The 25,512-nt window shown below is 65.9% G+C and carries 22 protein-coding genes; 5 read left to right on the top strand and 17 right to left on the bottom strand.

Translation table 11 applies throughout. From position 1 onward, the window contains the following. Window positions 1-12: 12 nt before the first annotated feature. The 11 genes from ACFQXB_RS17180 to ACFQXB_RS17130 all read right to left on the bottom strand — a co-directional run bounded on the left by ACFQXB_RS17180 (window position 13) and on the right by ACFQXB_RS17130 (window position 10,328). Window positions 13-1,095, bottom strand: a complete 1,083-nt coding sequence (locus ACFQXB_RS17180; RefSeq protein ID WP_377406323.1) for an Mrp/NBP35 family ATP-binding protein — start codon at window positions 1,093-1,095, stop codon at window positions 13-15. A 66-nt stretch (window positions 1,096-1,161) separates the two neighbouring features. Next, window positions 1,162-2,178: a formate dehydrogenase subunit gamma gene (locus ACFQXB_RS17175; RefSeq protein WP_377406320.1), complete on the bottom strand. Its 1,017-nt coding sequence runs from the start codon at window positions 2,176-2,178 to the stop codon at window positions 1,162-1,164. Window positions 2,179-2,200: 22 nt separating this feature from the next. Further along, the gene (gene fdh3B, locus ACFQXB_RS17170) at window positions 2,201-2,797 is read right to left on the bottom strand and encodes a formate dehydrogenase FDH3 subunit beta (protein ID WP_377406317.1); all 597 of its coding nucleotides are present in this window, start codon (window positions 2,795-2,797) and stop codon (window positions 2,201-2,203) included. 15 nt (window positions 2,798-2,812) lie between these two features. Next, window positions 2,813-5,773: a formate dehydrogenase subunit alpha gene (locus tag ACFQXB_RS17165; RefSeq protein ID WP_377406314.1), complete on the bottom strand. Its 2,961-nt coding sequence runs from the start codon at window positions 5,771-5,773 to the stop codon at window positions 2,813-2,815. A 3-nt stretch (window positions 5,774-5,776) separates the two neighbouring features. Further along, window positions 5,777-5,989, bottom strand: coding sequence for a hypothetical protein (locus ACFQXB_RS17160; protein ID WP_377406312.1), 213 nt, complete (start codon window positions 5,987-5,989; stop codon window positions 5,777-5,779). An 81-nt stretch (window positions 5,990-6,070) separates the two neighbouring features. Then, complete coding sequence (locus ACFQXB_RS17155; RefSeq protein ID WP_377406309.1) at window positions 6,071-6,682, bottom strand: TorD/DmsD family molecular chaperone; 612 nt, start codon at window positions 6,680-6,682, stop codon at window positions 6,071-6,073. Between the two features lie 172 nt (window positions 6,683-6,854). Continuing rightward, window positions 6,855-7,526, bottom strand: a complete 672-nt coding sequence (locus ACFQXB_RS17150) for a DUF3306 domain-containing protein (RefSeq protein WP_377406306.1) — start codon at window positions 7,524-7,526, stop codon at window positions 6,855-6,857. After that, window positions 7,523-8,041 (bottom strand): DUF3305 domain-containing protein, encoded by a 519-nt coding sequence (locus ACFQXB_RS17145; RefSeq protein ID WP_377406304.1) that lies wholly within the window; start codon window positions 8,039-8,041, stop codon window positions 7,523-7,525. Before ACFQXB_RS17145 ends, ACFQXB_RS17150 begins: the two co-directional genes overlap by 4 nt. 9 nt (window positions 8,042-8,050) lie before the next feature. Next, window positions 8,051-9,043, bottom strand: coding sequence for a DUF6352 family protein (locus tag ACFQXB_RS17140; protein WP_377406301.1), 993 nt, complete (start codon window positions 9,041-9,043; stop codon window positions 8,051-8,053). Next, complete coding sequence (locus ACFQXB_RS17135) at window positions 9,040-9,612, bottom strand: DUF6505 family protein (protein ID WP_377406300.1); 573 nt, start codon at window positions 9,610-9,612, stop codon at window positions 9,040-9,042. The genes ACFQXB_RS17140 and ACFQXB_RS17135 overlap by 4 nt, the downstream gene beginning before the upstream one ends. After that, window positions 9,609-10,328 (bottom strand): biotin/lipoate--protein ligase family protein, encoded by a 720-nt coding sequence (locus tag ACFQXB_RS17130; RefSeq protein ID WP_377406297.1) that lies wholly within the window; start codon window positions 10,326-10,328, stop codon window positions 9,609-9,611. Before ACFQXB_RS17130 ends, ACFQXB_RS17135 begins: the two co-directional genes overlap by 4 nt. Before the next feature lie 146 nt (window positions 10,329-10,474). On the opposite strand from ACFQXB_RS17130, the gene ACFQXB_RS17125 reads away from it, so the two are divergent. Further along, window positions 10,475-12,430: a 4Fe-4S binding protein gene (locus tag ACFQXB_RS17125; RefSeq protein ID WP_377406295.1), complete on the top strand. Its 1,956-nt coding sequence runs from the start codon at window positions 10,475-10,477 to the stop codon at window positions 12,428-12,430. Here ACFQXB_RS17125 and ACFQXB_RS17120 read toward each other — a convergent pair. After that, window positions 12,418-12,657 (bottom strand): sulfurtransferase TusA family protein, encoded by a 240-nt coding sequence (locus ACFQXB_RS17120; RefSeq protein WP_377406381.1) that lies wholly within the window; start codon window positions 12,655-12,657, stop codon window positions 12,418-12,420. The genes ACFQXB_RS17125 and ACFQXB_RS17120 overlap by 13 nt on opposite strands. A gap of 370 nt (window positions 12,658-13,027) precedes the next feature. On the opposite strand from ACFQXB_RS17120, the gene ACFQXB_RS17115 reads away from it, so the two are divergent. After that, on the top strand, window positions 13,028-13,954 hold the full coding sequence (locus ACFQXB_RS17115; RefSeq protein WP_377406293.1) for a ring-cleaving dioxygenase: 927 nt from the start codon (window positions 13,028-13,030) through the stop codon (window positions 13,952-13,954). An 8-nt stretch (window positions 13,955-13,962) separates the two neighbouring features. On the opposite strand, the gene ACFQXB_RS17110 is transcribed toward ACFQXB_RS17115, so the two are convergent. From ACFQXB_RS17110 to ACFQXB_RS17100, 3 genes are read right to left on the bottom strand one after another with little or no spacing between them, the layout of a single operon-like run. Then, window positions 13,963-15,993, bottom strand: coding sequence for a TRAP transporter permease (locus ACFQXB_RS17110; RefSeq protein WP_377406290.1), 2,031 nt, complete (start codon window positions 15,991-15,993; stop codon window positions 13,963-13,965). Window positions 15,994-16,014: 21 nt separating this feature from the next. Further along, window positions 16,015-16,494: a DUF1850 domain-containing protein gene (locus tag ACFQXB_RS17105; RefSeq protein ID WP_377406288.1), complete on the bottom strand. Its 480-nt coding sequence runs from the start codon at window positions 16,492-16,494 to the stop codon at window positions 16,015-16,017. Further along, window positions 16,484-17,440: a TAXI family TRAP transporter solute-binding subunit gene (locus ACFQXB_RS17100; protein ID WP_377406285.1), complete on the bottom strand. Its 957-nt coding sequence runs from the start codon at window positions 17,438-17,440 to the stop codon at window positions 16,484-16,486. Before ACFQXB_RS17100 ends, ACFQXB_RS17105 begins: the two co-directional genes overlap by 11 nt. A gap of 181 nt (window positions 17,441-17,621) precedes the next feature. Here ACFQXB_RS17100 and ACFQXB_RS17095 point away from each other — a divergent pair, with 181 nt between their 5' ends. From ACFQXB_RS17095 to ACFQXB_RS17085, 3 genes are all read left to right on the top strand, one after another. Then, window positions 17,622-18,389 carry a DeoR/GlpR family DNA-binding transcription regulator gene (locus tag ACFQXB_RS17095; protein ID WP_377406282.1) on the top strand — a complete coding sequence of 256 codons (768 nt, stop codon included), beginning with the start codon at window positions 17,622-17,624 and terminating at the stop codon, window positions 18,387-18,389. A gap of 132 nt (window positions 18,390-18,521) precedes the next feature. After that, on the top strand, window positions 18,522-18,839 hold the full coding sequence (locus ACFQXB_RS17090) for an H-NS histone family protein (RefSeq protein ID WP_377406279.1): 318 nt from the start codon (window positions 18,522-18,524) through the stop codon (window positions 18,837-18,839). A gap of 108 nt (window positions 18,840-18,947) precedes the next feature. Further along, a complete protein-coding gene (locus ACFQXB_RS17085) occupies window positions 18,948-19,850 on the top strand; it encodes a YihY/virulence factor BrkB family protein (protein WP_377406277.1) in 903 nt (300 codons plus the stop codon). Here ACFQXB_RS17085 and ACFQXB_RS17080 read toward each other — a convergent pair. Together ACFQXB_RS17080 and ACFQXB_RS17075 are read right to left on the bottom strand one after the other, a co-directional pair. Further along, on the bottom strand, window positions 19,844-23,677 hold the full coding sequence (locus ACFQXB_RS17080) for a translocation/assembly module TamB domain-containing protein (protein WP_377406275.1): 3,834 nt from the start codon (window positions 23,675-23,677) through the stop codon (window positions 19,844-19,846). The genes ACFQXB_RS17085 and ACFQXB_RS17080 overlap by 7 nt on opposite strands. Further along, a complete protein-coding gene (locus tag ACFQXB_RS17075) occupies window positions 23,677-25,509 on the bottom strand; it encodes an autotransporter assembly complex protein TamA (protein ID WP_377406272.1) in 1,833 nt (610 codons plus the stop codon). The genes ACFQXB_RS17080 and ACFQXB_RS17075 overlap by 1 nt, the downstream gene beginning before the upstream one ends. Between the last annotated feature and the right edge of the window lie 3 nt (window positions 25,510-25,512).

The raw sequence follows: 25,512 nt of genomic DNA, 5'->3' as shown, positions 1-25,512 counted from the left end.
TGAACCATGAAATTACGCAGGCAGGCGTGCGACAAGGTTGCGCGCGATATCCTGATAGACGCGCCCCAGAACGCCGTCGGGCTCGAAGGCCACCACGGGTCGTCCGCGGTCCGAGGCGGCGCGCAACTCCATTGTCAGGGGCACGGCGCCCAGATAGGGAACGCCGAGGCGCGCGGCTTCGGCTTCAGCGCCGCCCGAGCCGAATATGTCATGCCGCGCCCCGCAGTCGGTGCAGATGAAATGGGCCATGTTTTCGACCATCCCCAGAATGGGCACGTCCACCTTGCGGAACATGGTGATCCCGCGGCGGGCATCGATCAGGGCGAGATCCTGCGGCGTCGAAACGATGATCGCGCCGCGCAGGGGGGCGCCCTGCGCGATGGCAAGCTGTGCATCGCCGGTTCCCGGTGGCATGTCGATCAGCAGCACGTCCAGCGCGCCCCAGTTCACCTCGGCCAGCATCTGGGTGATGGCCGACATGACCATCGGCCCCCGCCAGATCATCGCGGTTTCCTCATCCACCAGAAGCCCGATCGACATGGCCTTGATCCCGTGCGCCTCGGAGGGAAGAAGCTGGCGGTTGGCATCCACGCGCGGTTTGCCATGCAGGGCCAGAAGCGTGGGCAGGGACGGGCCGTAGATATCGGCATCGAGAATGCCGACCTTCAGCCCAAGCGCGCGAAGCCCAAGGGCCAGATTGACCGTGGTGGTGGATTTGCCCACGCCGCCCTTGCCCGAGGCCACCGCAATCACATGGCGCACGTCGGGCAGGACCGGCGGCTTGGCCGCGGGCTTCGCGTCGGGTTTCGAAGGCGCACGCAGATCGGGTGGGGCGCCGCGCTCTGCGGTCAGCACCACCATTGCCCGCGTCACGGATGACATCTGTCCAAGGGCAGCCTCGGCCGCCGCGCGGATCGGTGCGAAGGTTGCGGCTTCTTCCGGGGTGATCCGGATCGTGGTGGTCAGGCTGCCGCCGTTCAGGCTGAAGCCCGCAAGCCGGTCCGATTGACCCAACGCAGTGCCATCGGGCAGCGGCACAGCCTGAAGTGCTGCGCGTATGCTTTGTTCCAGTTCTGCGGCGGCGCGATCAGACATGGGGGCTCTTTTCGTGACGAAGGCCCGGCAGCAGGTGCCGGGCCAACGGTAATGGCGGCGTGCCGGTTATTCGGCCGGGGTGCCGACGGTACCAGCGCGGGTTTGGGGTTTGGTGTCCTTGGCCATCATCTCATCGACCCAGAGCGAATGGTGCTCCTTGGCCCAGTTCAGATCGACCTCGCCCTTGCCCATTGCGTCAAAGGCGCCCTCCATGCCGACCGAGCCGATATAGATATGCGCGATGATGATCGCCGACAGGATGGCAGCCACGACACCGTGGATCACCTGATAAAGCTGCCAGTCGGCGGGCGTGCCGGCCAGATGCGGGAAAAGCAGCATGACGCCGGTGAAGGAAAGCGCCGCACCACCGATCACCACTGCCCAGAAGATCATCTTCTGGCCAAAGTTGAACTTCTTTGCCGGCGGGTGAACGCCCTTCTTGAGGATACCGCCGCCCTGCTTGATCCACTCGAGATCGACCTTGTTGGGGATGTTGTGCACCACCCAGACAAGGAACACGATCGCCAAGGCAATCATGAACGGCCAGGCCAGATAGTTATGCGCAAGCTTGCCCCAGGCGGTCATCGTGCCAAAGGCGCCTTCGCCGATGATCGGACGGATCACCGCCCGTCCGATCACGAGGTTGAGACCGGTGAGCGCCAGGATGATGAAGCTGGCCGCCAGCATCCAGTGAGCAAAGCGTTCAAGCCCGCCGAAGCGCGGAATCATGCGCCCCGAAAGCCCGCTGTCCACCCGGATCCGACCGCGGATGAGGTAGAACAGCAGAAGAGCAGCAAGAACGCCCACGACCGATACGACGAAAAGCGTCGTGATGGTGCCGCCATGCAGGTTTGCCCAGCCGGGGTTGCCCGGCTTGATCAGGTCGGCGGCGCGCTGGTCCGGGATGGTGACCCGGCCCGACAGGTTCTGCCCGCCCTGCAGCGCCTCGAGAAGCTGCTGTTCCTGGACCGAGCTTTGGGTGGGGTTGATCTGTTGCGCCGAAAGCTGGGGCGCCGATACTGCCATGAGCAGCACCACCGCCAGCAGGCCCAGGCACCGCGCTGCGAGTGTCTTGAGTGTCATTTTCCGTCTCCCTCGCTCGCGATCAGACCGCAACGGTTTCGCCATAGGCCGTGCGCCAGCCCCAGGCACCCGAGCCATAGCCACGCGTGACCACGCGCTCACGGTAGATGTCGGCGATGATGTCACCGTCACCCGCGAGAAGCGCCTTGGTCGAACACATCTCGGCACAAAGCGGCAGCTTGCCCTCGGCCAGGCGGTTCGTGCCGTAGCGGACATATTCTGCCTCGGTCATGTCGGCTTCGGGCCCGCCCGAGCAATAGGTGCATTTGTCCATCTTGCCGCGTGTGCCGAAGTTGCCGACGCGCGGGTACTGCGGCGCGCCGAAGGGGCAGGCGTAGAAGCAGTAGCCGCAGCCGATGCAGGTGTCCTTGGAGTGAAGCACCACACCGTCGCCGGTGGTGTAGAAGCACGACACCGGGCAGACGCTGGCGCAGGGCGCATCGGTGCAATGCATGCAGGCCATCGACACCGATCGTTCGCCCGGCAGGCCGTCATTGATGGTGACGACGCGCCGACGGTTGATGCCCCAGGGCACTTCATGTTCGTTCTTGCAGGCGGTGACGCAGGCGTTGCACTCGATGCAGCGGTCGGCGTCGCAAAGGAATTTCATCCGTGCCATTGTTGTTTTCCTCCCTTATGCCGCTGCGATCTGGCAAAGGGTGACCTTGCCTTCATGCATGCCGGTCACCGGGTCATAGCCATAGGTGGTGATGACGTTCACGGATTCCCCCAGAACGTAGGGATCGGTGCCCTGCGGATAATTGCCGCGTTGATCCTGCCCCTGGAACCACCCCGCAAAGTGGAAGGGCATGAAGGCCACACCGGGTGCGACGCGCTCGGTCACAAGCGCCTTGACGCGGGCCCGGCTTTCGCCTTCCGGCCCGGTCACCCAGACCCAGCCACCATCGGTGATGCCACGCGCACTGGCGTCGGCGGGGTTGATCTCGACGAACATGTCCTGCTGCAGTTCGGCCAGCCAGGGGTTCGACCGGGTTTCCTCGCCGCCACCTTCGTATTCGACAAGCCGGCCCGACGTCAGCACGATCGGGAAGGACTCGCTCAGGCGGCGTTCGATCGCCGATTGCTGCACCGAATGGCCGACGTTCGGCATCCGGAACTGGCGCCCGTCCTCGCGCGTCGGGTAATCGGCCACCAGATCGGGGCGCGGCGTGTAGATCGGTTCGCGGTGAACCGGGATCGGATCGGGCAGGTTCCAGGCGATGGCCCGGGCCTTGCCGTTGCCGAAGGGCACGCAGCCATGTTCGATGGCGACACGCTGGATGCCGCCCGACAGGTCCGTGGACCAGCTGACGGCGTCGATCTTTTCGGGGTCGCCGCCGCCGATGCGCTCGATCACCGCAAGCTCTTGCGCGGTGAGGTCGCCATCCCAGCCCAGACGCTTGAGCAATGCCATGGTGAACTCGGGATAGCCGTCCTCGATCTCGGATCCGACCGGCCAGCTGCCTTCAGCAAGCAGCGTCTGCCCTTCGTGTTCCAGGCCGAAACGGGGGCGGAAGGCGCCGCCGCCGTCCTTTACAGGCACGTCGGTGCTGTAGAGGATGTGCGTGCCGGGATGACGGAATTCCGGCGTCCCCCAGCAGGGCCAGGGCAGGCCGTAGAAATCGCCGCCCACTTCCGGGTCATCCGCCGGGGCACGCAGCGTCACCAGGTCGAACTTGTCCTGGTTGCGCATATGCGCCTTCAGACGTTCCGGGCTTTGGCCGGTATAGCCGGTGGACCAGCCGCCGCGGTTGATCTCGCGCAGGATCGACTCGGGCGTCGGCTCCAGGCTGAACTTGCCCTCGACCATCTCGAAGTTCTTGAACATCGGCTCGGCAAAGCCAAGCTTCTCCGACAGGCGATAGATCACCGCATAGTCGTTGTCGGCCTCGAAGATCGGATCGACGACCTTTTCGCCCCACTGGACCGAGCGGTTCGACGCGGTGCGGCTGCCGGAGCATTCGAACTGCGTGCCCATGGGAAGCAGATAGGTATTGTCGGTCCGGTCATGCAGCGCGGCAAAGGTGGTCGGATGCGGGTCGGCCACGACCAGCAGGTCAAGGGCATTCATGCCCTTCTGCGCATCCTGCATCCGTGGCACCGTATTGCCGCCATGGCCGAAGATCACCATCGCCTTGACGTTGTCGCGCTGATCGACTTCTTCGCTGTCGATCAGGGCTGCGTCGAACCAGCGGGTAGATGGGATGCCCGGGATCGTCATGTTCTGGTCGGGCGTGCGCGGATCGCGGCCACCCTTGGCCGGAACGGCATCGAAACGGCCCACGAAATAGTCGTAGGGTACGTCCCAAACCCGCGCCCAGTGCTTCCAGGCGCCTTCGCCGAGGCCGTAGTAGCAGGGCAGGTTGCCGATATCGAGGCCGAAGTCGGTCGCGCCCTGCACGTTGCAGTGGCCGCGGAAGATGTTGGCGCCGGTTCCGGCCGAACCGACGTTGCCGGTGGCCAGCAGCAAGGCGCAATAGGCGCGCACGTTCGCGGTGCCCACGGTGTGCTGCGTGCCGCCCATGCACCAGATGAAGGTTGACGGCTTCTGCGTCGCAAAGGTTTCGGCCACGCGGCGCAGCTGGTCTTCCGGAATGCCCGTGACGCGCTCGACCTCGTCCGGCGTCCATTTTGCCACTTCGGCGCGGACCTGATCCATGCCGTAGACGCGCGCGTTCAGGAAGTCAGTGTCTTCCCAGCCGTTTTCAAAGATGTGCCACATGATGCCCCAGATGATGGCAATGTCGGTGCCGGGGCGCATGCGGATGTAATCGGTGGCGTGGGCGGCGGTGCGGGTGAAACGGGGATCGATGACGATCACGTTCGCGCGTTGGGTTTCCTTGCCGGCAAGGATGTGCTGCATCGCGACGGGATGCGCCTCGGCCGCGTTCGAACCCATGAAGATCACGGTCTTCGAGTTGCGGATGTCGTTGTAGCTGTTGGTCATCGCACCATAGCCCCAGGTGTTCGCAACACCTGCAACCGTGGTCGAGTGGCAGATCCGCGCCTGGTGATCGACGTTGTTCGTGCCCCAGAAGGCGGCGAACTTGCGGAACAGATAGGCGCCTTCGTTCGAGAACTTGGCCGAGCCGAGAAGATAGACCGAATCCGCGCCGCTGTTCTGACGGATTTCAAGCAGCTTGTCGCCGATCTCGTCGATGGCCTGATCCCAAGTGATGCGCTGCCACTGGCCGCCGACCTTCTTCATCGGGTACTTCAGGCGACGGTCGCCATGAACAAGCTCGCGCACGCTCGCGCCCTTGGCGCAATGGGTGCCGCGGTTGATCGGGCTGGTCCAGCTGGGCTCCTGCCCGGTCCAGACGCCGTTCTGCACTTCGGCGGTCACCGTGCAACCCACCGAACAATGGGTGCAGATGTTCTTCTTGATCTCGACGTCGAGGTTCGGGTTGGTGTAGCCGGCTTCGGCCTTGCGCACCATGCCGGCACCAAGGGTCGAGACGGCCGCCAGGCCGCCAACGGCAAGCCCGGAGGAGCGAAGGAACGAGCGGCGGTCGATCGTCTTGGCGGCCAGACCGGTCGCCATCGAGGCAAGCCGTCCGCGCGCGGCTTCAGCGGTTCTGCGTTTGACCAGCATGCGTCATTCCCCCTGCTTGTAGTAGCGATTGGTGCGGTAAAAGGCCTGCACATGCTCCGTTTCCTGGTAGCGGGCCTTGGTGCGTTCGTCGCCGACCTCTTGTGCCACCACAGGGCGCGCGCCGCCTGCCGTGAGGGCCGCTGCCGAGGCTGCGCCCAAAGCCGCGCCAAAGAAGCCACGCCGACCGATGCGGTTGGTGCTGTCTTGTTTAGCCATTTCTGCCTCCCTTTCAGTCGGGGCGAGAGGCCCCGTTCCAGTCTTGTTCATGCTTCATCCGACTTAGTGAACCGGTCGTTCCTAGCCTGAAAAGGCGAAGGCGCGACTTTCGATATCAACAAAAACCCTGCCGACCTCGGCCAGCGGGCGGTAGAACCCGGCGCTGGGGGCGATCGCCAGATCATCAAAAAACTGCGCGGCCCAGGGGGCGATGTGACGCGTGAAGAACACCCGGTCATCCAGGCCCTCGACGCCATGTTCGCCGATGGCAAGGCCCGACATCACCTCGAACAGGAACGCGATGTGATCTTCGGGCTCGTGCCGGTCGGCGGCGCGGGCAAGCCCCAAACGGGCAAGATCGCCACGCAGATCCGCCAGCGGGCGCTCGTTCAGGAAACCGGTAAGGTAGAAAGAGGCATAGGGCAGCAATTCGCCCCGGCCGACGCCGATGAAAAGCTCGAAGTATTCCCGTTCCACGGCCTTGGGCGCTGTTTTCGCGGCAGCCTGGCGCAGCGCATCATAGGCTTGGCCAAGTGGCGTTCCGGAATCGCCATCCATCCGCGCGATCGCCGACAGCAGGTCTGCGTCCGGTGCAGATGCCAGGGCGCGCGCGAGAAAGCCGTATTGCTGGCCCCTCAGCACGTCATGATCAGCGATGGCTGGCCCGGCATTCGCCGGGCTGGCGGGTGACATCCTCGAAGCCCTTCCTGACTTGCTATGCCGTTTTCCGGCCTTTGCTTGCTGCGTTGATGTTAGCGCATACCACGGTATCCACAAAGGAGGAAATAGCGTTTCTCGACGTTTTTTGTGAAATGGTTCCGCGCGGTTAGGCGAAATGGCCCTTGGTTCCTGCGTCAACTTGTCGCTACTCGGGGCGGGCCCTTCCGTGTCGGCGAGAGACGGTTTTCATTTGTCTGGAACGACTTGCTTCCTCAACGTCATCTTCTGACCGCGCGGTGGCGGCGGCAGGGCCCTTCGCCGGAGCCTCGTCCGGGACAGTCGTCGCGGGCAGCGGCTGCAGGTCGGCCGATCCGGCTGCCTGTGGTAGCGCTGCATCATCGGAATCGGCCTTCACGGCCTTCGGCTGCGGCTCCTCCTCGCTGCCGGAAAGGCTGCGCAGCACCCGTGCCACACTGTCGTTCGAGATTGTGCCGCTGCTGCCGGGAAGCCCGCCGGGTGTGTTCCAGTCCCAGGCGTAATCGACCGCGATGTCCTTGTGCGTGCTGATCACCGGGTCTAGCGCCCACATGCGGCGCATCGCGGCATTGCGCAGCGCGGCGGGCACGCCCTTCTGCAGAAAGAGCGTCAGATCGCTGTCCTTGGTGAGGCTGTCGATATCAGGCAGATCCGGAAGGGGCGCGGGCTCGACCTCGGGCACGGCCTCTTGCGGGGGGTGTTGCTCGGGCGTGGCCGGCGATGCGGGTTGCGCATCGGTGACGGACAGCTCGGCATCGGCCGAAGGCCCTGGCGGGGCGTGCTCGGCCACGGCGCCTGCCTTGCGCTTGCGTTGCGACCAGCGTTCCAGAAAGCCGCTCATTTCCGCTCCCATTTGTCCTGGGGGTGCAGGATGCGGGGCGCACGTGGATCGGTGGTCAGATCGACGGGCTTGCGCTTGCGCTTCTTGAACTCCAGCTCCACATGGTGCTGCGCGACAAATGATGCCAGGGCGCTGCGCAGGGCATCGGGTATGGGCACGGCCTCGACCAGAAGCGCCGTGTCGCTGGCGAGTCCCTCGCCCTCGTAGGGGTCGGCGGTGACCATATGCACCCGGGCCCTGGCAGGCGACTGCGCATCCTGAAGCGCAACCCAGACCGCAGGCCGGGCAGCGGCAAGGTTGTCGCGGTAATAGGCGGTGTCGCCGGAATGCAGCACCAGTTCGTGCGGCCCGAGATACCAGGTTTCGATCCCGTCCTCATCGCTCAGAAGCGTTCCGGGCGCGGTCGCGGGCACCAGCGGCAAGAGCGCGAGCGGGCGCAGAATCCGTTCGCCCCAACGCGAAACGGGCGGGCGCGACTGGGCGAGGACACCGACTTTGATTGTTTCCCTGGGCATGGCGGCAGTCTAATGCAGTTGCGCTGTTGGGGCCAGAGGCAGGCCCATCACCAGGTTCTGTGGTTTGAGCCGGATCGACATGTCATCGGGCAGGCCCATGATCAACCAGATCGGATGTCCCTGAATCTCCGGCAGCAGCGGCGCGGGGTCCAGGAAATCAAGCGTGAACAGCCCGACCATCGCCGCCGGCGGTGGCTCTGCCTTCCAGAGCGCGTTGCCGATGGCCGTGCCGGTCTGGTCAAGCCCCACGAACCAGCGCAGATCCACCCCTTCCGCGCCGGGTTTCGGTGCCACCAGAACCGAATGGCCCAGCAGATGCGTGACAAAGGCGGAAAGCGCCACCGCAAGCCCCTGACGCGCCTGGGGATCGCCGCCGAAGTTCAGCACCATCGTATGCGCGTCCGATCGGCTCCAATATGTCCAGGCATTGGCCTCTGACAGGACATCAAGCCCTTCGACCCCGCCGCCCAGCATCGCGGTCAGGGGCGAGCTATGCCGCTCGGCCTCCAACTCGGCCACGATCTCGGCATCGGCAAGCATCAATGCCCCGTCCTTCACATGCGCCCGCTGCGGCCGGAACAGAAGTTCGGCGGCGCGCAGCGTGTGCACGTCTTCGCAGCCCTGCAGCGCGTTGCGCAGGACAAGCTGCACAAGCTGGTCATAAAACACCACCGGCAGGCGTCGCCCCTGCCGCACAAGCGCAAGATACCCGGCCTCGACGGTGCCCGCCCCGACCAGCGTGTCGCGCAGGCTGATGAGGAACTCCCAGTTTTCCCGCGCATCGGCATCGGCAAGCGCGGCGATCTCGGCCGTGTCCACCGGGGCCCGCGGGTCGGCACGCAACCGCGCGTGAAGCGCGCGTTCGGCCGCACAAGCCTCGGGCGGGGGCAGGACCTCGGGCCGGGCCAGCCAGGCCAGCAGCAGTTCGTCGGTAACGACCATCCAGCCCCGCTTGTCGAGCCGGGTCAGGTGATGGCCGCTTGCAACCCAGAATTCCCTCATGTGCCGTCGCCCTTCAGGTTCAGCAGATCAATGTGATGGGGCTCGTCGTCCGCGTCGGTTTCGACGATGAAGAAGGCGCGGTCGTGCCCCTGAAGATGGCCCGCCGAAAAGGCGGTCTGATCGCGGGGCCGAAGCGTGCGGAACTGTTCGCGGATGTCCTCGCCCTCGCGGCTGCGGTGCAGGGCGATCAGCGTGCCCTGGTCGTGACCGCGGCAGATATCTTCGGCGAGGCTGACTTCCTCTTCGGCGGCGGGGCGTGCCGTGGCCAGATCCGGCGCCCCGAGAAGCGCCACGAACTGTGCTGCAAGCGTCTCGACCAGGGCCGCGCGTTCCTCGGCGCGGGCGGGGGTCACGGTGACAAGGGTGGAATGGCCAAAGCTCGTGACCCCCAGAAACCCGCTGCGGAAAGCGATCTGTTCCTTGCGACCCAGCGTTTCTGCCGGGCGTCCGGCGAACAGGAACGTGCCGGGCACCGCCCATTCGCCCGGTTCGGCCGCTGGCGCAAAGATCACTGCGTCCGAACCGTCAAGCCGGATGGTGCGCGGCAGAAGGGTTCCGCCACGCGTCACAGGCGCGGCCCCTGCGCATCGCGCCAGCTGCAGGCGGCAAGGCCTTCAAGAAGGCTGATGCGGCGCACAGCCCCGGCGGGGCTGCGTTCGACCAGATCGCCCTCTTCGATCATGCGGGTGCCGCGCAGCATCGGCGGGTCGATCCGGCCGAGGTAGCGTTCTGTCACCGCGCCCAGCCCCTGATGTGCCCAGCGGTCGAAATAGAGCATGAGATAGGAAGCGAAGCTTTCCAGAATCGCCGCGGGCGCGTCGAACTCTTCCTCGGCCAGCGAGGTGCTCTCGGGAAAGTGACCGGGATCTGTCAGGTGGCTGCGGCCTGCAATCAGTTCGATTCCGAACACCAGCCACTGCGGCACGTCGGCCTCGCCACAGTCCGGCGGGGCAACGAAGCGCCCGCCGCCCAGCCGCGCCTTGTCATAGATCAGCCCGTCGGGGAACTGGAACCGCACGGCACGTTCCGGGGCGCAATGGGCGGCCAGCGCATCGGCAATGGCCGCCATGCCCACGAAAAACGCCATCCGTGCCGTCGCAAGCGGCTCTTCGGGTTCAAGCACCACGGCAGCCGACACCAGCGCAGGATCAATCCGGTAGATGAAGGTTCCGGCTCCGTCCAAAGGGGCGCGGCGCACCGCTTCCTCCAGCACGCAGCCTTTCGGATGCGGGTGCTGCGCAAAGGGCGGGGGCAGCGTGAGGCGCGTGATCTCTGCCGTGGACATGGTGACAATTCCGTTCCGGGGGACTAGATAGTGCGCGTAACCCACCTTGCCCCCCTGCGGCAAGGTTCTTCGGACAGCCAGCCACAGGACAGCCAGCCATGCCCGCATCGCCGCGCCTCATCATGACCTGCACGTGCGAGGGGACAATGCCGCTGGATCCGGGGGCGCTGGACCGCGCCGGCTGCGGGCGGATCGCAGATGCGGCCAGCCAGCTGTGCCGTGCCCAGCTGGACCGGTTCCGCGCGGCTTTGGCCGAGGGCGGCCCGGTCACCGTGGCCTGCACCCAGGAACAGCCGCTGTTCCAGGAGGTGGTCGATGAAATGGGTGCGCCCGATGTCGTCTTTGCCAATATCCGCGAAACGGGCGGCTGGTCGGCCCAGGCGCGCGACGCCGGCCCGAAGATGGCGGCCCTTCTGGCGGCCGCCGGTGAAGAGGCTGCAGCCTTCGAAGTGGTATCGCTGGAAAGCGAGGGCGTTGCGCTGATCCTTGGTGCGGGCGAAGAGGCGGTCGCGGCCGCAGCGGTTCTGGCCGAAACGCTGGATGTGACGGTGTTGCTGCTGCCGGGCGCCGATGTCACCCCACCCCGGCAAACCGGCTTTCCGGTCCTGCAGGGGCGGGTGCGGCAGGCGCGCGGCCATCTGGGCGCGTTCGAGCTGGCAGTCGATGCCTATGCGGCGCCTGCGCCCTCGTCGCGGGCGCGCCTTGTGTTCGAGGGGCCGCGCGATGGTGCCGTGTCGCGCTGTGATCTGGTGATCGACCTCACCGGCGGGCAGCCCCTGTTTCCGGCGGATGATCTGCGCCCGGGTTACCTTCGCGCCGATCCCCGCGATCCGGTCGGGGTGGCGCGCCTCCTGCGCGAGGCCGCGGGCATGGTCGGCACGTTCGACAAGCCGCGCTTCATTTCCTTCACGCCGGATCTTTGCGCCCATTCCCGCAACCGCCAGACCGGCTGCACAAGATGTCTGGATCTTTGCCCGACGGGAGCGATCCTGCCGGCGGGCGATACCGTCGCCATTGATCCGAACATCTGTGCCGGTTGTGGCCAATGCGCCGCCGCCTGCCCGACCGGTGCGGCCAGCTATGCCTTGCCGGATGTCGGCACGGTTGCGCGGCGCCTGCGGGCGATGCTGCGCGCCTGGTATGCGGCCGGCGCTGACCACGCGCCGGTGATCCTTCTGCATGACGATGCCCACGGCACCCCGCTGATCGATGCTTCAGCGCGGTTCGGGCAGGGGCTTCCGGCCCATGTGCTGCCGCTGATGGTGAACGAGATCACCCAGATCGGCCCCGAGGTTCTTGCCTCGGCCCTTGCCTACGGGGCAGGGGCGGTGCGGCTGTTGCTGCCGCTGCGTCCGCGCCATGATACATCGGGCCTGGAGGCAACGCTTGCCCTGATGAGCGAGGTTCTTCTGGCCACGGGACACCTGCCCGACACGGTGGCGCGGCTGGAGGCGGATGACCCTGACCTGTTCGAAGCAGCGCTTCACGCCTTGCCGCGGCGGGTCGTGGGGGCCCGGTCGGCCTTCCTGCCGCCCGAGGACAAGCGCAGCCTGCTGACCTCGGCCTTCGAAGAGCTCAACCGCCATGCGCCGCAGCCCGCCGATCTCATTGGCCTGGCCGCGGGTGCGCCCTTCGGGGCCGTGGTGCTGGATACCGCAGCCTGCACGCTCTGCCACGCCTGCGTCGGCGTCTGCCCCACCGGCGCGCTGTCCGACAACCCCGATCTGCCGATGCTGCGCTTTACCGAAAGTGCCTGCGTGCAATGCGGCCTGTGCGCCGGAACCTGCCCCGAGGCAGCGATCACCCTTGCACCGCAGATCGATTTCGCCGCGTGGGAAACACCGCGCCGGGTCCTGAAGGAAGAAGAGCCCTTCTGCTGCACCGCCTGTGGCAAGGCCTTCGGCACCCGGTCCAGCATCGAGCGGGTGCAGGCCAAGCTTGCCGGGCACTGGATGTTCTCGGGCCCAGCAGGGCAGGAACGGCTGCGTGTTCTGGCGATGTGCGAGGATTGCCGCGTTCAGGCGGTGGTCAACGAAGGGTTCGACCCGCACGAGGACAATCCGCGCCCCCGCGTCCGCACGGCCGAAGATTACCGCAACTGATCCTTCTTGCGGATCAGGAACACGAGCGTATCGCCCTCCTGTTCCGAACCGATCAGGTCATGCCCGGCTTCGGCGCAGTAATGCGGCACATCCACATGCGCGGCGGGATCGGTGGCCAGAAGGCGCAGAACCGCACCCGGAGGAAGGGCTGACAGGCGCTTGCGCGCCTTCAGCACCGGCAGCGGGCACAACAGCCCGATCGCATCAAGTTCGGCATCCCACTTCATTGCGCGACCATAGGCGCGGGCAACAGGCTTGTCCACGGGGCGTGGGGCTTCGGCGCCGTGGCGGATACCGCCGGCGCTGCCCGCCTGCGGCAGGGGAGGCGCTTCGGCTCGGGCCGCGCGGCCTGCGCCCTGTCGAACCAAGGGCGCCGGAAGAACCTGGTGTCGCAGGCGAGAGGGCAAGGGGGCCTGACCCGGCGCTGACGCCCGCCCACCCTCGGTGCCTCGGTGCCGGATGAGGTTCCGGTTGCGAGGGCGGACTGGCTGTGCAGGCGTGCACAGACGCCGCGCGGCACGTGCCAAGGGACGCACCTTGCCGCCGGACGCGTTGCGCACCAGTTTGCTTGCAAGCGGTTAGCGCAAGGAGGCCACGATGACGACACCTACCACCCCCGGGTTGCACCATGTGACAGCCATTGCAGGCTTGGCGCAGGCAAACGTCGATTTCTATACCCGGCGGCTTGGCCAGCGGCTGGTCAAACGCACCGTCAACTTCGATGACCCGGGCACCTATCACCTTTACTATGGCGACCGGACGGGCGGCCCCGGCTCGGTGCTCACGTTCTTTCCCTACGCAACGGCGCGCAGGGGCCGCGCCGGATATGGCATGGCCGAAAGCTTTGCCTATGACATCCCCGCCGAGAGCCTCGACGATCAGGCGGCGGCCCTGCGCGCCCAGGGGGTGACGGTTCTGCCCGAGGAAGAGCGCTTTGGCGCCCGCGTTCTGCCGCTCGTCGATCCCGACGGGCTGAAGGTCGAACTCGTCGCCAGCGCCACGGGAACAAGCGAGGGCTTTCATTCGGCAACGTTGTGGCTGCGCGATCCCGAAGCGACGGCGCGCATCCTGACCGAGGGGCTTGGCTATCGCGAAGCCGGGCAGGAGAGCGGCGGAGCGCGGGAACGACTGCGCTTCGTTGCGACACCGGGTCCGGATGGCCCTGCACGCGGCGCGATCATCGACCTTCTGCGCGTGGACGGCGCTCCGGCCGCCCGCCCCGGGGCTGGTACGATTCATCACATCGCCTTTCGGGCCACCGATGATGCGGCGCAAGAGGCGCTGCGCAGCCGGCTCGGGGCGATGGGGCAGCAGGTCACGCCGCAGATAGACCGGCAATACTTCAACGCGATCTATTTCCGCGAACCCGGCGGCATCCTGTTCGAGATCGCCACCGATCCGCCGGGCTTCACGGTGGACGAGCCGATCGAGATGCTGGGCCAGGGGTTGATGCTTCCGCCGCAATACGAATCCCGGCGGGCCGAGATCACCGCCCATCTCCCGCCGCTGGTGCTTCCGGCCTGACCGTCGGGTCAGGCCACGGCCGACTTGGTCCGTGATCGCCACCAGTTGAGACCGACGATTCCGGCCAGAAGGGCTGCGCCTGCGATCTCGACCGGCAGGGCAGGATAGAAGATCCCGATGGTGCCCGGCACCACCGCCACGCGCGAGACCAGATCCATCCGCGTGAACAGCCACCCCTCCAGCGCGGCGGCAAAGCAGACAAGCGCCAGGACGGCCACGGCGCCGGTCCAGATCACATAGGGCAGCGGGCCGCCCATGATGATTTCCGGGTTGAAGACCATGAAGGCCGGAATGAGATAGAGGCCCTTGGCGAATTTCCACGCCTGGATGCTGGTTTCCATCGGTTTTGCGCCGGCAATCGCGGCGCCGGCAAAGCCCGCCAGCGCAACAGGGGGCGTGACGTTACTGTCCTGACTGTACCAGAATACGACCAGATGCGCGATCAGCAGCGGAATGCCGAATTCGTTGGCAAGCGCCGGCCCGACCAGCACGATCAGCACGATATAGGCAGCTGTCACCGGCAGCCCCAGCCCAAGAACCAGGCTGGCGAGAAGCACAAGCACCAGCGCCAGGACGATATTGCCGCCGGACAGCGCAATCATCATCGAGGAGAACTTGAGCCCCAGCCCCGTCAGCCCGACAACGCCGACGATGATCCCCGCCACAGCACAGGCCACCGACACGGAGACCGCATTGCGAGCCCCCAGCGCCAGCGCCTGGAAGAAAAGCGTCACGCCGCTGCGCAGTGCCTCGGCAATCCGTTCGGCAGTCAGCGCGCGGCCGTGGCGCGGGTCGATCAGGACCAGTTCCACCACCTTGCGCAGCACGCTGACCGCGATCACCGAAACGATCGCCCAGAAGCCCACCCGCATCGGCGAGACATTCATCACCAGAAGCCAGACCAGAACCACCAGTGGCACGATGAACTGCCAGCCCGCAGCCATGACAGCGCGCACGGCCGGCAATTCGGCCGCCGGCATTCCCTTCATGCCGGCCTTCATCGCGACCAGATGCACGAACAGATAAACCGTGCCCAGATAGAGCACCGCCGGAAAGATCGAGACGAGCACGATGTCGATATAGGGGGTGCGGGTGAATTCCGAGATCAGGAAGGCCCCCGCGCCCATCAGCGGCGGCGTGATCTGCCCCCCGGTCGAGGCTGCGGCCTCGATTCCGCCGGCCTGGGCGGGCCGGTAGCCCAGCCGTTTCATCAGCGGAATGGTGAAGGCGCCCGTGGTCACCACATTGGCAATGGCCGAGCCGGAAATCGATCCCATGCCCGCCGAGGCAAGCACGGCTGCCTTGGCCGGTCCGCCCGCCTTCCGCCCCGTCGCCGCATAGGCCAGATCAATGAAGAACCGCCCCGCGCCCGTGACCTCCAGAAACGCGCCGAACAGCACGAATATGAAGATATAGGTCGCGGCCACCCCAAGCGGCAGGCCGAAGATTCCCTCCTGCCCGAGGTAAAGCTGCCCGACCAGACGATCGACGCTGTTGCCCCGATGGCTGAGGATGCCGGGCATCCATTCGCCCAGCCAGGGAAGCGCCCCACGCGGCCCCGCAAGGGCATAGAGGATCGCCACCGTGCCGATCACGGTCATGCCAAAGCCGATCGCCCTGCGGCTGGCTTCAAGCACGGCGATGGTGGTGATGATGCCCATCGTGATGTCCATCGGCGACCAGAACCCCGCCCGGGCAATGATCGCGTCAAGGTTCAGCACGATATAGGCGCCGCTTGCCGCCCCGGCGATCACAAATCCCGTATCGATGATCCACCCGAACGGGCCGCGTCGGCGCAGCGGGCCGAAGACCGGGAAGATCAGGAAGGCCAGCACCATGATGAAGGCCAGGTGGATGGAGCGCTGGTAGAACAGGCCCAGCGGCCGGATGCCCGCCGAATACAGTTGGAACAACGACAGCGCGATGCCGATCAGGGCGATCAGGCCGATGACCATGCGCGGCTGGAACCGCGCGTCCGTCCTCAGCGCGTCCGGGATCTCTGCCGTCGCAGTGTCGATGTGCTGGGTCTGTCGGGCCATCCAGGGCTATCCTTCATCCTGTCATTGGGCGCAGGCGGAGGCCGCCTGTCCATCGCTGTGCAGCGAAATCTCGACCCGTTCGCCCGCGGCCAGGGCCGACAGCGGGATCACATGGCCGGCGATCCGCAATTCATGTCCGACGCGCAATGCCCCGACCCGCAGGATCAGGCGGTTGCAGGGCAGCACCTCGTTGATGCCTTCGATCCAGTAACCACCGCCGGCTGCCGGGCGCATGTCGCCCCGGCCCGGAATATGGCCAAGACCGGCGGCGGCGTCATGCAGAAAACTCCGGACCAGAACCATCCGGCCATCGCGATCGGCAAAACAATCGGCCACCGCACCTCCGGTCACCGAATGCGACCAGTGCAGGCACCAGTCATCCGCGGCATCCTGCCGGACCAGCAGCCGGTCGGCCGAACGCACTTCAAGCACGCCGGCGCCGGCTGCGCCGGGCAGCACCAGCAGGGCGGCCAGAAGCCGCCCGGCCAGACTACGGAACAAGATGGCCCGGCACCTCGGCGCCGATTTCCTCATAGTAGCGGATGGCGCCGGGGTGGAACGGAATGGGGGTGGAGCTCAGCGAGAAATCGACCGTCGTGTCGTTCGCAGCCGGGTGAATCGCGATCAGTTCGTCCACATGCTCGAACAGGGTGCGGGTGATCTGATAGGCCAGATCCTCGTCCATCTCGGCGTGGACCACCAGAACGTTGGGGATGGCGATGGTTTGCACATCCTCGGCCATCCCGTCATAGGTTCCGGCGGCAAGGGTGTAGGAGGTGAACACCGGCTCCAGCTCGACCGCATTGGCGATTTCCTCGTCGCTGATCGGGATGATGCGGATCGCGCGCGTGGCGGCAAGGTTCATGATGCTGCTGGTCGGCGGTCCCACGCTCCAGAACCCGGCGACGATGTCGCCATCGCGCAGTGCATCGGCCGTTTCGTTGAAGTTCAGCCGTTCTGCCGTCAGATCGTCATAGGTGATGCCGTTCGCCTGCAACAGTGCCTGCGCGTTGACCTCGGTGCCCGATCCCGGCGCGCCCACGGAGATGCGCTGTCCGCGCAGGTCGGCGAGGCTGTTGATCGGGCTGTCGGCCAGCACCACGAGCTGAACCGCATTGGGATAGATCGCGGCCAGCGCCCTTGCTTCGGGCATCGGGCGGTCGGCGAAGGGGTCGGTGCCGTTGTAGGCGGCATAGGCCGTATCGGCCAGAACCGTCGCGATATCGCTGTCCATGCGCGAAATCAGCGCCATGTTTTCCACCGAGGCGCCCGTCACCTCGGCCGAGGCGGTGTGGCCTTCGACATGACGGTTGATCAGTTCGGCCAGACCGCCGCCATAGGGGTAGTAAACCCCCCCGGTGCCGCCAGTGGCGATCGAAAGCTCGAAGGCCTGAACGGATGTGGCAAACCCCAAAGTGGCAGCGAAGGCCAGTCCCAGATGTTTCATCACTCTCTCCCTGTCTGTCAGCGGCATGGCCGAAGGAGCGGCCCGCCACGGTTGCCGCGCCATTGACCCCGAAAACGGCGTCCCTTGTCAACCGTAACGCGCAGCGAACGCCTGATGTCGTTCTGGCTGCTTTTCCTTCCATCGGATCCGTGATTTGCTGCAAGCAAAGAGGGAGGGTCCTGTGCCTCAGAATTTCCGTCAGTCCGAAATCCTTCAACTGGCGCGCGACCGCGGCAAGGTTGTCGTGGAAGAACTTGCTGCCCATTTCGGCGTCACCCTTCAGACAATCCGGCGCGATCTTTCGGAACTTGCCGATGCGGGCAAGCTCAACCGCGTTTATGGCGGCGCAATTCTCAGTTCGGGGGTGGAGAATATCGGCTATGAAGAACGTCGCAAGCTCAACCCCGACGAGAAGGACAGGATCGGCAGGCTTTGCGCCTCCGAAATACCGGATGATGCCTCGCTGTTTCTGAATATCGGCACCACAACCGAGGCGGTTGCGCGCGCCCTTCTTTCGCATCGCAATCTCATGGTGGTGACCAACAATCTCAATGTTGCGAATATCATGGCGCAAAATCCCACGGCCGAAGTCATCGTGGCGGGCGGGGTTTTGCGGCGCGCGGATGCCGGCCTTGTGGGTGACATGACGCTGGAAATCGTGCGGCATTTCAAGGTGGATTTTGCCGTGATCGGAGCCTCGGCGCTGGATGAGGATGGCGATCTTCTCGATTTCGATTTCAGGGAGGTGCGGGTAAGCCAGGCCATTCTGGCGCAGGCGCGGCGGCGGTTTCTGGTGGCCGACCGGTCCAAGTTCAACCGAACGGCGCCCGTCCGGATTGCATCGCTTGCTGAAATTGATGTCTTCTTTACCGATGTCGCGCCGCCACCGCCGGTTGTGAAACGTTGTGCAGAATGGGAAACCGAAATCCGGCATCTTGCACAGGAATAGACGCCCGGCACGAAGGAAAGCGCGGCCTATTTGAAGCCAGCCATTTTTTATATTGAACTGCGGTGCGCATCTGATTATTGGATCAGTCGTTTTAATGACCTATTTAAGCATTTCCGTATAAAGGATGGACCCATGGCCATGAACCTGAATGACCTGTCGCTCAAGGAGCTCAAGCAGCTTCAGAAGGACGTGACCCAGGCGATCGAGACCTACAAGGATCGCCAGCGCGAGGAAGCCCTGCGCGAGATCGAGAATATCGCCCGGGAAAAGGGCTTTTCGCTTTCGGAACTGACCGGAGCGCTCAAGAAGCGCCGCAAGACGGTAGCGCCCAAATACGTTCATCCCGAAGAGCCCGACCTGACCTGGACCGGCCGTGGCCGCCAGCCGCGCTGGGTCGGCGAGGCGCTTGCCGCCGGCAAGACGATGGACGATCTGCGCATCAGTGCCTGATCCGGCGCCTGGCTTGCAGGTGACGGCGCGGAACTTTTGGCGGCAGATGCCATTGAACCCTAGCCGCGGAATGTGTCGCGGTTCCCGATCCCTTGCAGCGAGGCACGGATGAAGATTACCGACGCGAGGTGGTTCCGGATCCTGCATGGCATGTGGACGGTCATCAGCGAACGCCACATCGGCCTGATTTCCTCGGGCGTCGCCTTCTGGACGATGTTCTCGATCTTTCCCGGCGTGGCGGCGCTGATCTCGTTGTTCGGCTTTCTTGCCGATCCGGTGGTGATCGAGCAGCAGATGCAGCTTCTGGCCGAGTTCGTGCCGCAGGATGCCTACGCGGTGCTTCAGGCGCAGGTGCGGGCATTGCTGCGGGCGCGGGAAACGACGCTGGGCTGGACCACGGCCATTTCGCTTGGCGCGGCACTCTGGACGGCGCGGCTGGGCGTTGCGGCGCTGATGCGGGGGCTCAACGCCGTTGCGGGCACCGAACTGCGGGCGGGGGTGATGGAGATCGTCGTTGCCCTCCTGCTCACGCTCGCGCTGATCGCTGTGGGGATCATCGCGCTGGCCTCGCTTGTGGTGGTGCCGGTCATTCTTGCCTTCGCCCCCGTGGGGCCGGTGGCAGGCCTTTTGCTGAGCGTGCTGCGCTGGGCAATTGCCGTGGGGGCGCTGGTGTTCGGCATCGGGCTTTTGTACCGCTACGGGCCGAACACGCCCCTGAAGCGCGCGCCCTGGCTTTCGCCGGGGCTGGTGCTGTCGGTGGTGATCTGGGCGGGTGCCTCGGTGGGCCTGTCGTTCTACCTGTCGAACTTCGGAAATTACAACGAGATCTACGGTTCGATCGGCGCGGTGATCGCCCTGCTGATGTGGCTTTACCTCAGCGCCTATGCAGTGCTTGTCGGGTTCTGTCTCAATACCGAACTTGGGCACGTGGCCGCAAACGAGCGCCGGCACGAGGATCTGCTGGCCCCCTGCCCGGACGAGGGTGAGGGCCAGCGGGCCGCGGCTCAGTAATCGCGCTCGTAATAGACGCCAAGCCCGGTCTCGCCGCTGTTGTCCAGCCGCCCCCGCACCGTGACCGAGCGTGAAACATCGAGGTTGAGGTTGATCTCGGTCGTGCCGTCCGAACCCACCGTCACATCCGTATAGATGTTTTCCGACAGATAACGGCCCAGGCGCACGCCGGTGCCGCCGTCTTCGTCGGTCGTGATATCCAGATCATCCAGCCCGAAGTTCTGGCGCAGCCGTCCCACGATGCCCTCGCCACCCCGTCCGGCAAGTGTCGCCACCGCGCCGGCGAGCTGTGCGGCCTGCAGCGGCGACAGATTGGTCAGCCCGCGCCCGAACAGCAGCCGCGCAAGCACCTCTTCCTCGGGCAGGTCGGGCGAGGAGAGGAAGCGGATCTCGGGCTCGTTCGCCTCGCCCTCGACAAGGATGGTGACGCTGACCCCTTCGGATTCGGTCGAGGCTGCCAGCCGGATGTAGGGGACGAACCGCCCCTGCAGGCGCGCAAGCCCTTCATCCAGCACGAAGCGTTGCCCCAGAAGATCAAGCCGCCCGCGGATCAGGGAGAACTCACCGATCGGGATGATGTTGGCGGTTGTTCCGGTGAGCTGGATGGCACCTCCCAGTTCCGCATCAAGGCCGCGGCCGCGGATGAACACCTGGTTCGGCGCGCTGATCGTGACATCGAGGCTGAACGGGGCGGCCCCGCCGCCCGTGGCGCCGTTGCCGCGGCCATCCCCCAGAAGCCCGGCGCGGCTGCGCGTCTCGCGCACGGCGGCAGGTTCATTCACATGGGTCATCGGCTCGGGGATATAGCCGGCGGGGCCGAAACCGGTCGACGGGATGCGCAGGTTGGTCTCGCCGAGACGCAGCTCCCCGGTGATCCTGCCGCCTCCGGCCAGGGGGCCGGTGATGGCCACCGTGCCGGAAACGCTGGTTTCATAAAGCTCCGGATCCACAAGCCGCGCATCCTGCAGCGCAAGCCGGAGGTCGGCATTGAAGGGGGCGGTCAGGCTGATGGGGCCGCTCAGGCTCAGTTGCCCGCCCTGCGGAAAACCGGCCGAAGCGGCAATCGTCGCCTGCCCGCCCGCCAGATCGGCGCGGACATTCCCCTGTTCGAGGGTCAGGCCAAGCTCGGGATCAACGATGCGCAGGCCCTGGCCGGTCAGATTCCCCGAAACCGATGCAAGTGCGGGCGGGCCGTTCAGGCGCAGATTGAAGTTCAGCGGCCCGGTGACGCTTCGCGGCTGGATGAACAGGTTGGCAAGCGCCGCCTGGGCGCTGCCGACTACGGCAAGATCCACCGCCGAGAGGTCCGAGGCGGCGCTGCCGGTGATGCGGGCATCAATCCCGCCTGGTCCCTGCGCCGTGACATCCACACCGTAGCTGCCGTTTTCCGTGATCGTGCCGGCGATTGTCAGCGGCCCCGGAAACTCTGGCTGGATAACCGCAAGGTTTGCCAGACGCGCGGTCAGATTCACCAGTCGGCTGTCACCTTCGGCGGCGCCGGTGGCGCTGGCGGTCAGTTGTGGATTGCTCAACGTGAAGGCCTGCACGCGCAGCCGCCCGTTTTCCTCGGTCGCATCCAGGGCCAGCTGGGTCGGACCCCGCAGAAGCGCGTCTGCCTGAGTCTGGCCGATGGCGAGGTTCGTTCCCTGTGCCTCAAGCTGCAGTCTGCGCAGCGCGCCGTTCTCGTTCAGCTGGGCCTCGGCTTCCAGCGCACCGGCGAAACCGGGCCCCAGCACCGACAGATCGCTGAACCCCAGTGAGGCGGCCAGCGCGCTGGCCCCCTCGGCCAGGGTACCGGTCACCCGGGCCGCGAGGGTCGCCGCATTCACCTGAAGGGCCTCGACCGTGATCACCTCGTCGGCGCGGGTGGCATCAAGGCTGATGGTGCTTTCTCCCGCCAGAAGGCGGTCCGCCTGGTCCTGTCCGATGGCAAGGCCCTGCGCTGTCGCCTCGAGCCGCAGCCTTTGCGGCCCGCCCTCGGTTTCGGTAAACCGCGCGGTGCCGACAAGGGCGCCACGGAAAGGGCCGCCCAGCACCGAAAGGTCCGAGAAATCCAGTTCCGCGGTAATATCGCTTCCGGCCGTCGCCAGTTGCCCATGCGCCAGCGCAGACAATGTTGTTGCCGTTGCGCGAAGGCTGCGCAGCGTCAGCCCGTCGGTGTTGCGTCGCGCCGAAAGCTCGATCCGGCTTTCCCCCGCCAGCAGCCGGTCCACCTCGGGCTGATCAAAGCGCAGGTCGGTGCCGGTTACTGCCGCGACCGCGTCAAATGCACCGGTCAGGGTGGCATAGCTCCCGGTTACCTCGGCCGCGGCCGTGCCCGACAGATCCCGCTTCGCCAGATCGGACAGCCGGGCGATGTCATCTCCCCGCGCAGAGATCGTTCCATTGATCGTAAGCGCCTCTTCAAGCCCCGCGATGATGGCGTTTCCGGCCAGTCCGTAATCCTCGCCCGAGAGGGTGAACCGGGGCAGTTGCACCTGCCCGTCGTCCTGCCAGAGAATTTCCATCTCGCCGCCGATATCGTCCCCCAGGGCGCGGCGCAGCGCAGCGTCGCGCGGATCGATCCCCTGTGCGGCATAGGCGAGCGTGCCCCCGATGAAACGCCCGTCTGCATCGCGCCGGATCGTGCCCGCCCCGGTCAGACGCAGCGCCTCGATGCCAAGGCTGCGGCGGTCCAGTCCTGCGATCTGCAGCCGGAGATTCCAGTTGTCATCCGCAAGTCCATCCAGGGCCAGAACCAGATCGGCCGATGTGATGCGGGTGCGTGGCCGGATCGGCAGCAGGATGGGGCTGCCATCGGCAGTGCCGATGCGCCCGGTAACATCCACACGTTCCGGGAGGCCATCGGCGCCGATCTCCAGTTCACCGCGCAGGATCAGGGCCTGTGCCCGCAGATCCAGTTGCGAAAGAACGACGCGCCCGTCCGGCAGGCGGGCCCCTTCGGATTGCAGCACGATCTCGGGGCCAAAGAAGTCCTGGTAGTCGGGGGCGAACAGCGGTGCGATATCGCCCGCCACATCGGTCGAGAACCGCCGCGTCGCGCGGCCCTCGGCGTCGGTTTCCGTTATCAGCGTGACACGGCCAGCCAGCCGCTCGACGTCGTCTGTCACCAGGCTGATCCGGGCGGCGAAGTCGTCCAGGGTGCCGCTTCCGTCGATTGTAAGCGACAGGGCCGGGGTTCCCGGCACGCCGATCAGCCGGGATATGATCCCATCCTGATCCTCGGACAGATCCAGATCAAGGTCGAGTTCCCGCGTGGCGTTGTCGTAATGCCCCTCAAGGCGGAACCGGGCCTCGGGTCCGTCGATGCGGCGGATGTCCAGCGCTGCCGTTCCTTCGCCCCGTTCCAGTTGTACCGATCCGCCTGCGGTAAAGGTCGCCTCCTGGCCGAACAGCGCCGCACCCAGGTCCAGCCGTGCCACGTCCAGGCGGTTGATCCGGACCGCGACCGGAAGCTCGGGCAGGGCGAAGGGTCTGGCTTCGGGGGCGGGGCCGGCAGGCTCGGCGGTTTCGGGGGTCCGGGTGATGGCGATGTGCTCGGCGGCAAGTTCGCTGATCTCGATCCGCCCGCGCAACAGGGCCGTGCGGTTCCAGTCCAGCACGGCATCGTCGATCGTCATCCAGATGCCTTCATCATCGGCAAAGGTCATTCGTTCGATCGTCGCGCGCGAGGACAGCGCCCCGGAAAAGCCGGTGATGACGACGTTGCGGTTTTCACCCGAAAGCGCGTTTTCAACAAAGCGGGTCAGGAAGGTGCCGCCGCCCTCGTCTTCCTGGGCAAGGGCAAGCGAGGGCAGGAAGCAGAGGAGGAATACCATAAACCGCATCAGAAGGCCTGCCCTATCCCGATATACACCTGAACGCCGTCATCGCTGTCTCCGCGCACGGGCGCGGCCACATCCAGCCGGATCGGCCCGATGCCGGTGTCATAGCGAATGCCGATCCCGGCACCGGCGTGCCATTCGCCATCTCCGAAGCTGTCCGCGCCCACAAAGCCTGCGTCGGCAAAGCCCACCAGGCCGATGCTGCGCCAGACCCGGGCGCGCAGTTCCGCCGAAGCACCAAGGAAACTGCGCCCGCCGGTGCGCAGGAACGTTGCGCCGTCACTGGGGCGGGTGCCGGTATAGGGGGTTTCCACGCCCAGCGACTGGAAGGGATGGCCGCGCACCGTGCCGCCGCCACCCGAATAGAACAGGAATTCGCGCGGCGTCTCGAACAGCCCCGCCCCGATTACCGAGCCGCCCTGCACCCGTCCCGCCACCACAAAGCGGTCATCGCTGCCGAAACCGCGATAGGCGCGGCCATCGAAGGACAGGCGCGCGCCATGCCCCGCCGCGTCGGACAGGCCGGCGAAAGGCGTCACCGTTGCCTCCAGGAAGGTCCCGCCGGTGGGGTTGAGCGTGCTGTTTCGCCGGTCCCAGATGCCGCGGGTGGGCAGGGCAAGGGTGCTGTAGGTGATGCGGCCCAACTCATCCTCGACACGTTCATAACGCAGATCGAGCGCGACCTCCCCGGTGATGCGATCCGTGAACTGATGGGCAAGGCCGACGCTGACGAAGGCACGGTCGGCATCGTAATCGCGTTCGCTGGTCCGTTCGACACCGGTGAAGACAAAGACCGATGTGTCGGGTGTAAAGGTGGCGGGGCGATCAAGCCGCGCGGTTAGCCCATAATCCAACCCGCCCGACTGCGCGCCGATGCCGCCAACCTCGGCGTCAAGCCGCAGCCTTTCGCCGCCGCCGCGCAGGTTGCGGTGCATCCAGTAGGCCGTGACCCGCGCGCCGTCGGTCGAGGCGATCTCGGCCCCGAAGCCAAGGCGGCGGGGCAGTTCCTCGACCACAGCGGCGGTGACGTCCAGCACATCGCCCGGGCGCAGGTCGTCAGCCTCGCTCAGCGCGACCGAGCGGAAGACGCCGGTGCGGCGCAGCCGATCGGCCGAGCGTGCAATCGCCTCGGGGTCAAAAACCTCGCCGGTCGGAAAGCCTGCGATCTCCTGGATGCGTTCGGGGCGCATCCGGCGTTGCCCGGTCACGACCAGATCGCCAAAGGTGACCCGCGGGCCTGGCACCATCGACACCTGCGCCGAAAGCCGGGCAGAGCGATGATCGGCTGTGATCTGTTGCGCGCCGGTGGCGGCCTTGGCATGACCCACCGCGCGCCAGCCATCCACCGCAGCCGTGGCCGCATCACGGATCAGGTTGCTTTCGGCCGGCTGACCCACGGCAAAGCCATCAGGCAGTTCGGTATCGGGGGCAAGCGGGGCAATCTCGGCGCGGGAGAAGGTGAATTGCGGCCCCGGCGCCACAAGAACCTCGACCAGGGTAATCTGCGAGGGGGCGGAAAGGGGCGGGATCGTCGCGGCCTCGCGGCCATCCACGCGGATCTGCACCACGCCCGAATAATGCCCCGCGCCATAAAGAACGCCGACAAGCCGGCCGTAGTCCGAACGCGCCGCTGCCAGAAGCTCCTGCGCGGTGGTCGCACCGTTTTCCTGCTGCTGAAGAGCCAGCGAGGCATTGCGCAGCAGGTCGAGCAATTCCTCGTCAGCGCCAGGGGCCGTCAGGCGCACCAGATCCTGCGCCTGACCCGGCCAGGATTGCAGTGTGAAAAGCGCAGCGGCCGCCAGACCAAGTCGCAGTTTCGCAAGTCTGCCCGTCATGCT

This window comes from Halodurantibacterium daqingense (assembly GCF_042666235.1).
Taxonomy (GTDB): domain Bacteria; phylum Pseudomonadota; class Alphaproteobacteria; order Rhodobacterales; family Rhodobacteraceae; genus Halodurantibacterium; species Halodurantibacterium daqingensis.
The sequence above is the reverse complement of the archived record's forward strand: the minus strand, read 5'-3'. Positions and strand labels throughout refer to the sequence as shown.

Excerpts from the sequence above, each read along its gene's own strand:
- ACFQXB_RS17175 (WP_377406320.1), bottom strand. The coding sequence starts at position 2,178 with ATGACACTCAAGACACTCGCAGCGCGGTGCCTGGGCCTGCTGGCGGTG.
- ACFQXB_RS17180 (WP_377406323.1), bottom strand. The coding sequence starts at position 1,095 with ATGTCTGATCGCGCCGCCGCAGAACTGGAACAAAGCATACGCGCAGCA.
- ACFQXB_RS17165 (WP_377406314.1), bottom strand. The coding sequence starts at position 5,773 with ATGCTGGTCAAACGCAGAACCGCTGAAGCCGCGCGCGGACGGCTTGCC.
- ACFQXB_RS17125 (WP_377406295.1), top strand. The coding sequence starts at position 10,475 with ATGCCGCTGGATCCGGGGGCGCTGGACCGCGCCGGCTGCGGGCGGATC.
- ACFQXB_RS17115 (WP_377406293.1), top strand. The coding sequence starts at position 13,028 with ATGACGACACCTACCACCCCCGGGTTGCACCATGTGACAGCCATTGCA.
- ACFQXB_RS17155 (WP_377406309.1), bottom strand. The coding sequence starts at position 6,682 with ATGTCACCCGCCAGCCCGGCGAATGCCGGGCCAGCCATCGCTGATCAT.
- ACFQXB_RS17150 (WP_377406306.1), bottom strand. The coding sequence starts at position 7,526 with ATGAGCGGCTTTCTGGAACGCTGGTCGCAACGCAAGCGCAAGGCAGGC.
- ACFQXB_RS17090 (WP_377406279.1), top strand. The coding sequence starts at position 18,522 with ATGGCCATGAACCTGAATGACCTGTCGCTCAAGGAGCTCAAGCAGCTT.
- ACFQXB_RS17110 (WP_377406290.1), bottom strand. The coding sequence starts at position 15,993 with ATGGCCCGACAGACCCAGCACATCGACACTGCGACGGCAGAGATCCCG.
- ACFQXB_RS17085 (WP_377406277.1), top strand. The coding sequence starts at position 18,948 with ATGAAGATTACCGACGCGAGGTGGTTCCGGATCCTGCATGGCATGTGG.
- fdh3B (WP_377406317.1), bottom strand. The coding sequence starts at position 2,797 with ATGGCACGGATGAAATTCCTTTGCGACGCCGACCGCTGCATCGAGTGC.
- ACFQXB_RS17120 (WP_377406381.1), bottom strand. The coding sequence starts at position 12,657 with ATGAAGTGGGATGCCGAACTTGATGCGATCGGGCTGTTGTGCCCGCTG.
- ACFQXB_RS17100 (WP_377406285.1), bottom strand. The coding sequence starts at position 17,440 with ATGAAACATCTGGGACTGGCCTTCGCTGCCACTTTGGGGTTTGCCACA.
- ACFQXB_RS17145 (WP_377406304.1), bottom strand. The coding sequence starts at position 8,041 with ATGCCCAGGGAAACAATCAAAGTCGGTGTCCTCGCCCAGTCGCGCCCG.
- ACFQXB_RS17130 (WP_377406297.1), bottom strand. The coding sequence starts at position 10,328 with ATGTCCACGGCAGAGATCACGCGCCTCACGCTGCCCCCGCCCTTTGCG.
- ACFQXB_RS17140 (WP_377406301.1), bottom strand. The coding sequence starts at position 9,043 with ATGAGGGAATTCTGGGTTGCAAGCGGCCATCACCTGACCCGGCTCGAC.
- ACFQXB_RS17160 (WP_377406312.1), bottom strand. The coding sequence starts at position 5,989 with ATGGCTAAACAAGACAGCACCAACCGCATCGGTCGGCGTGGCTTCTTT.
- ACFQXB_RS17080 (WP_377406275.1), bottom strand. The coding sequence starts at position 23,677 with ATGCGGTTTATGGTATTCCTCCTCTGCTTCCTGCCCTCGCTTGCCCTT.
- ACFQXB_RS17075 (WP_377406272.1), bottom strand. The coding sequence starts at position 25,509 with ATGACGGGCAGACTTGCGAAACTGCGACTTGGTCTGGCGGCCGCTGCG.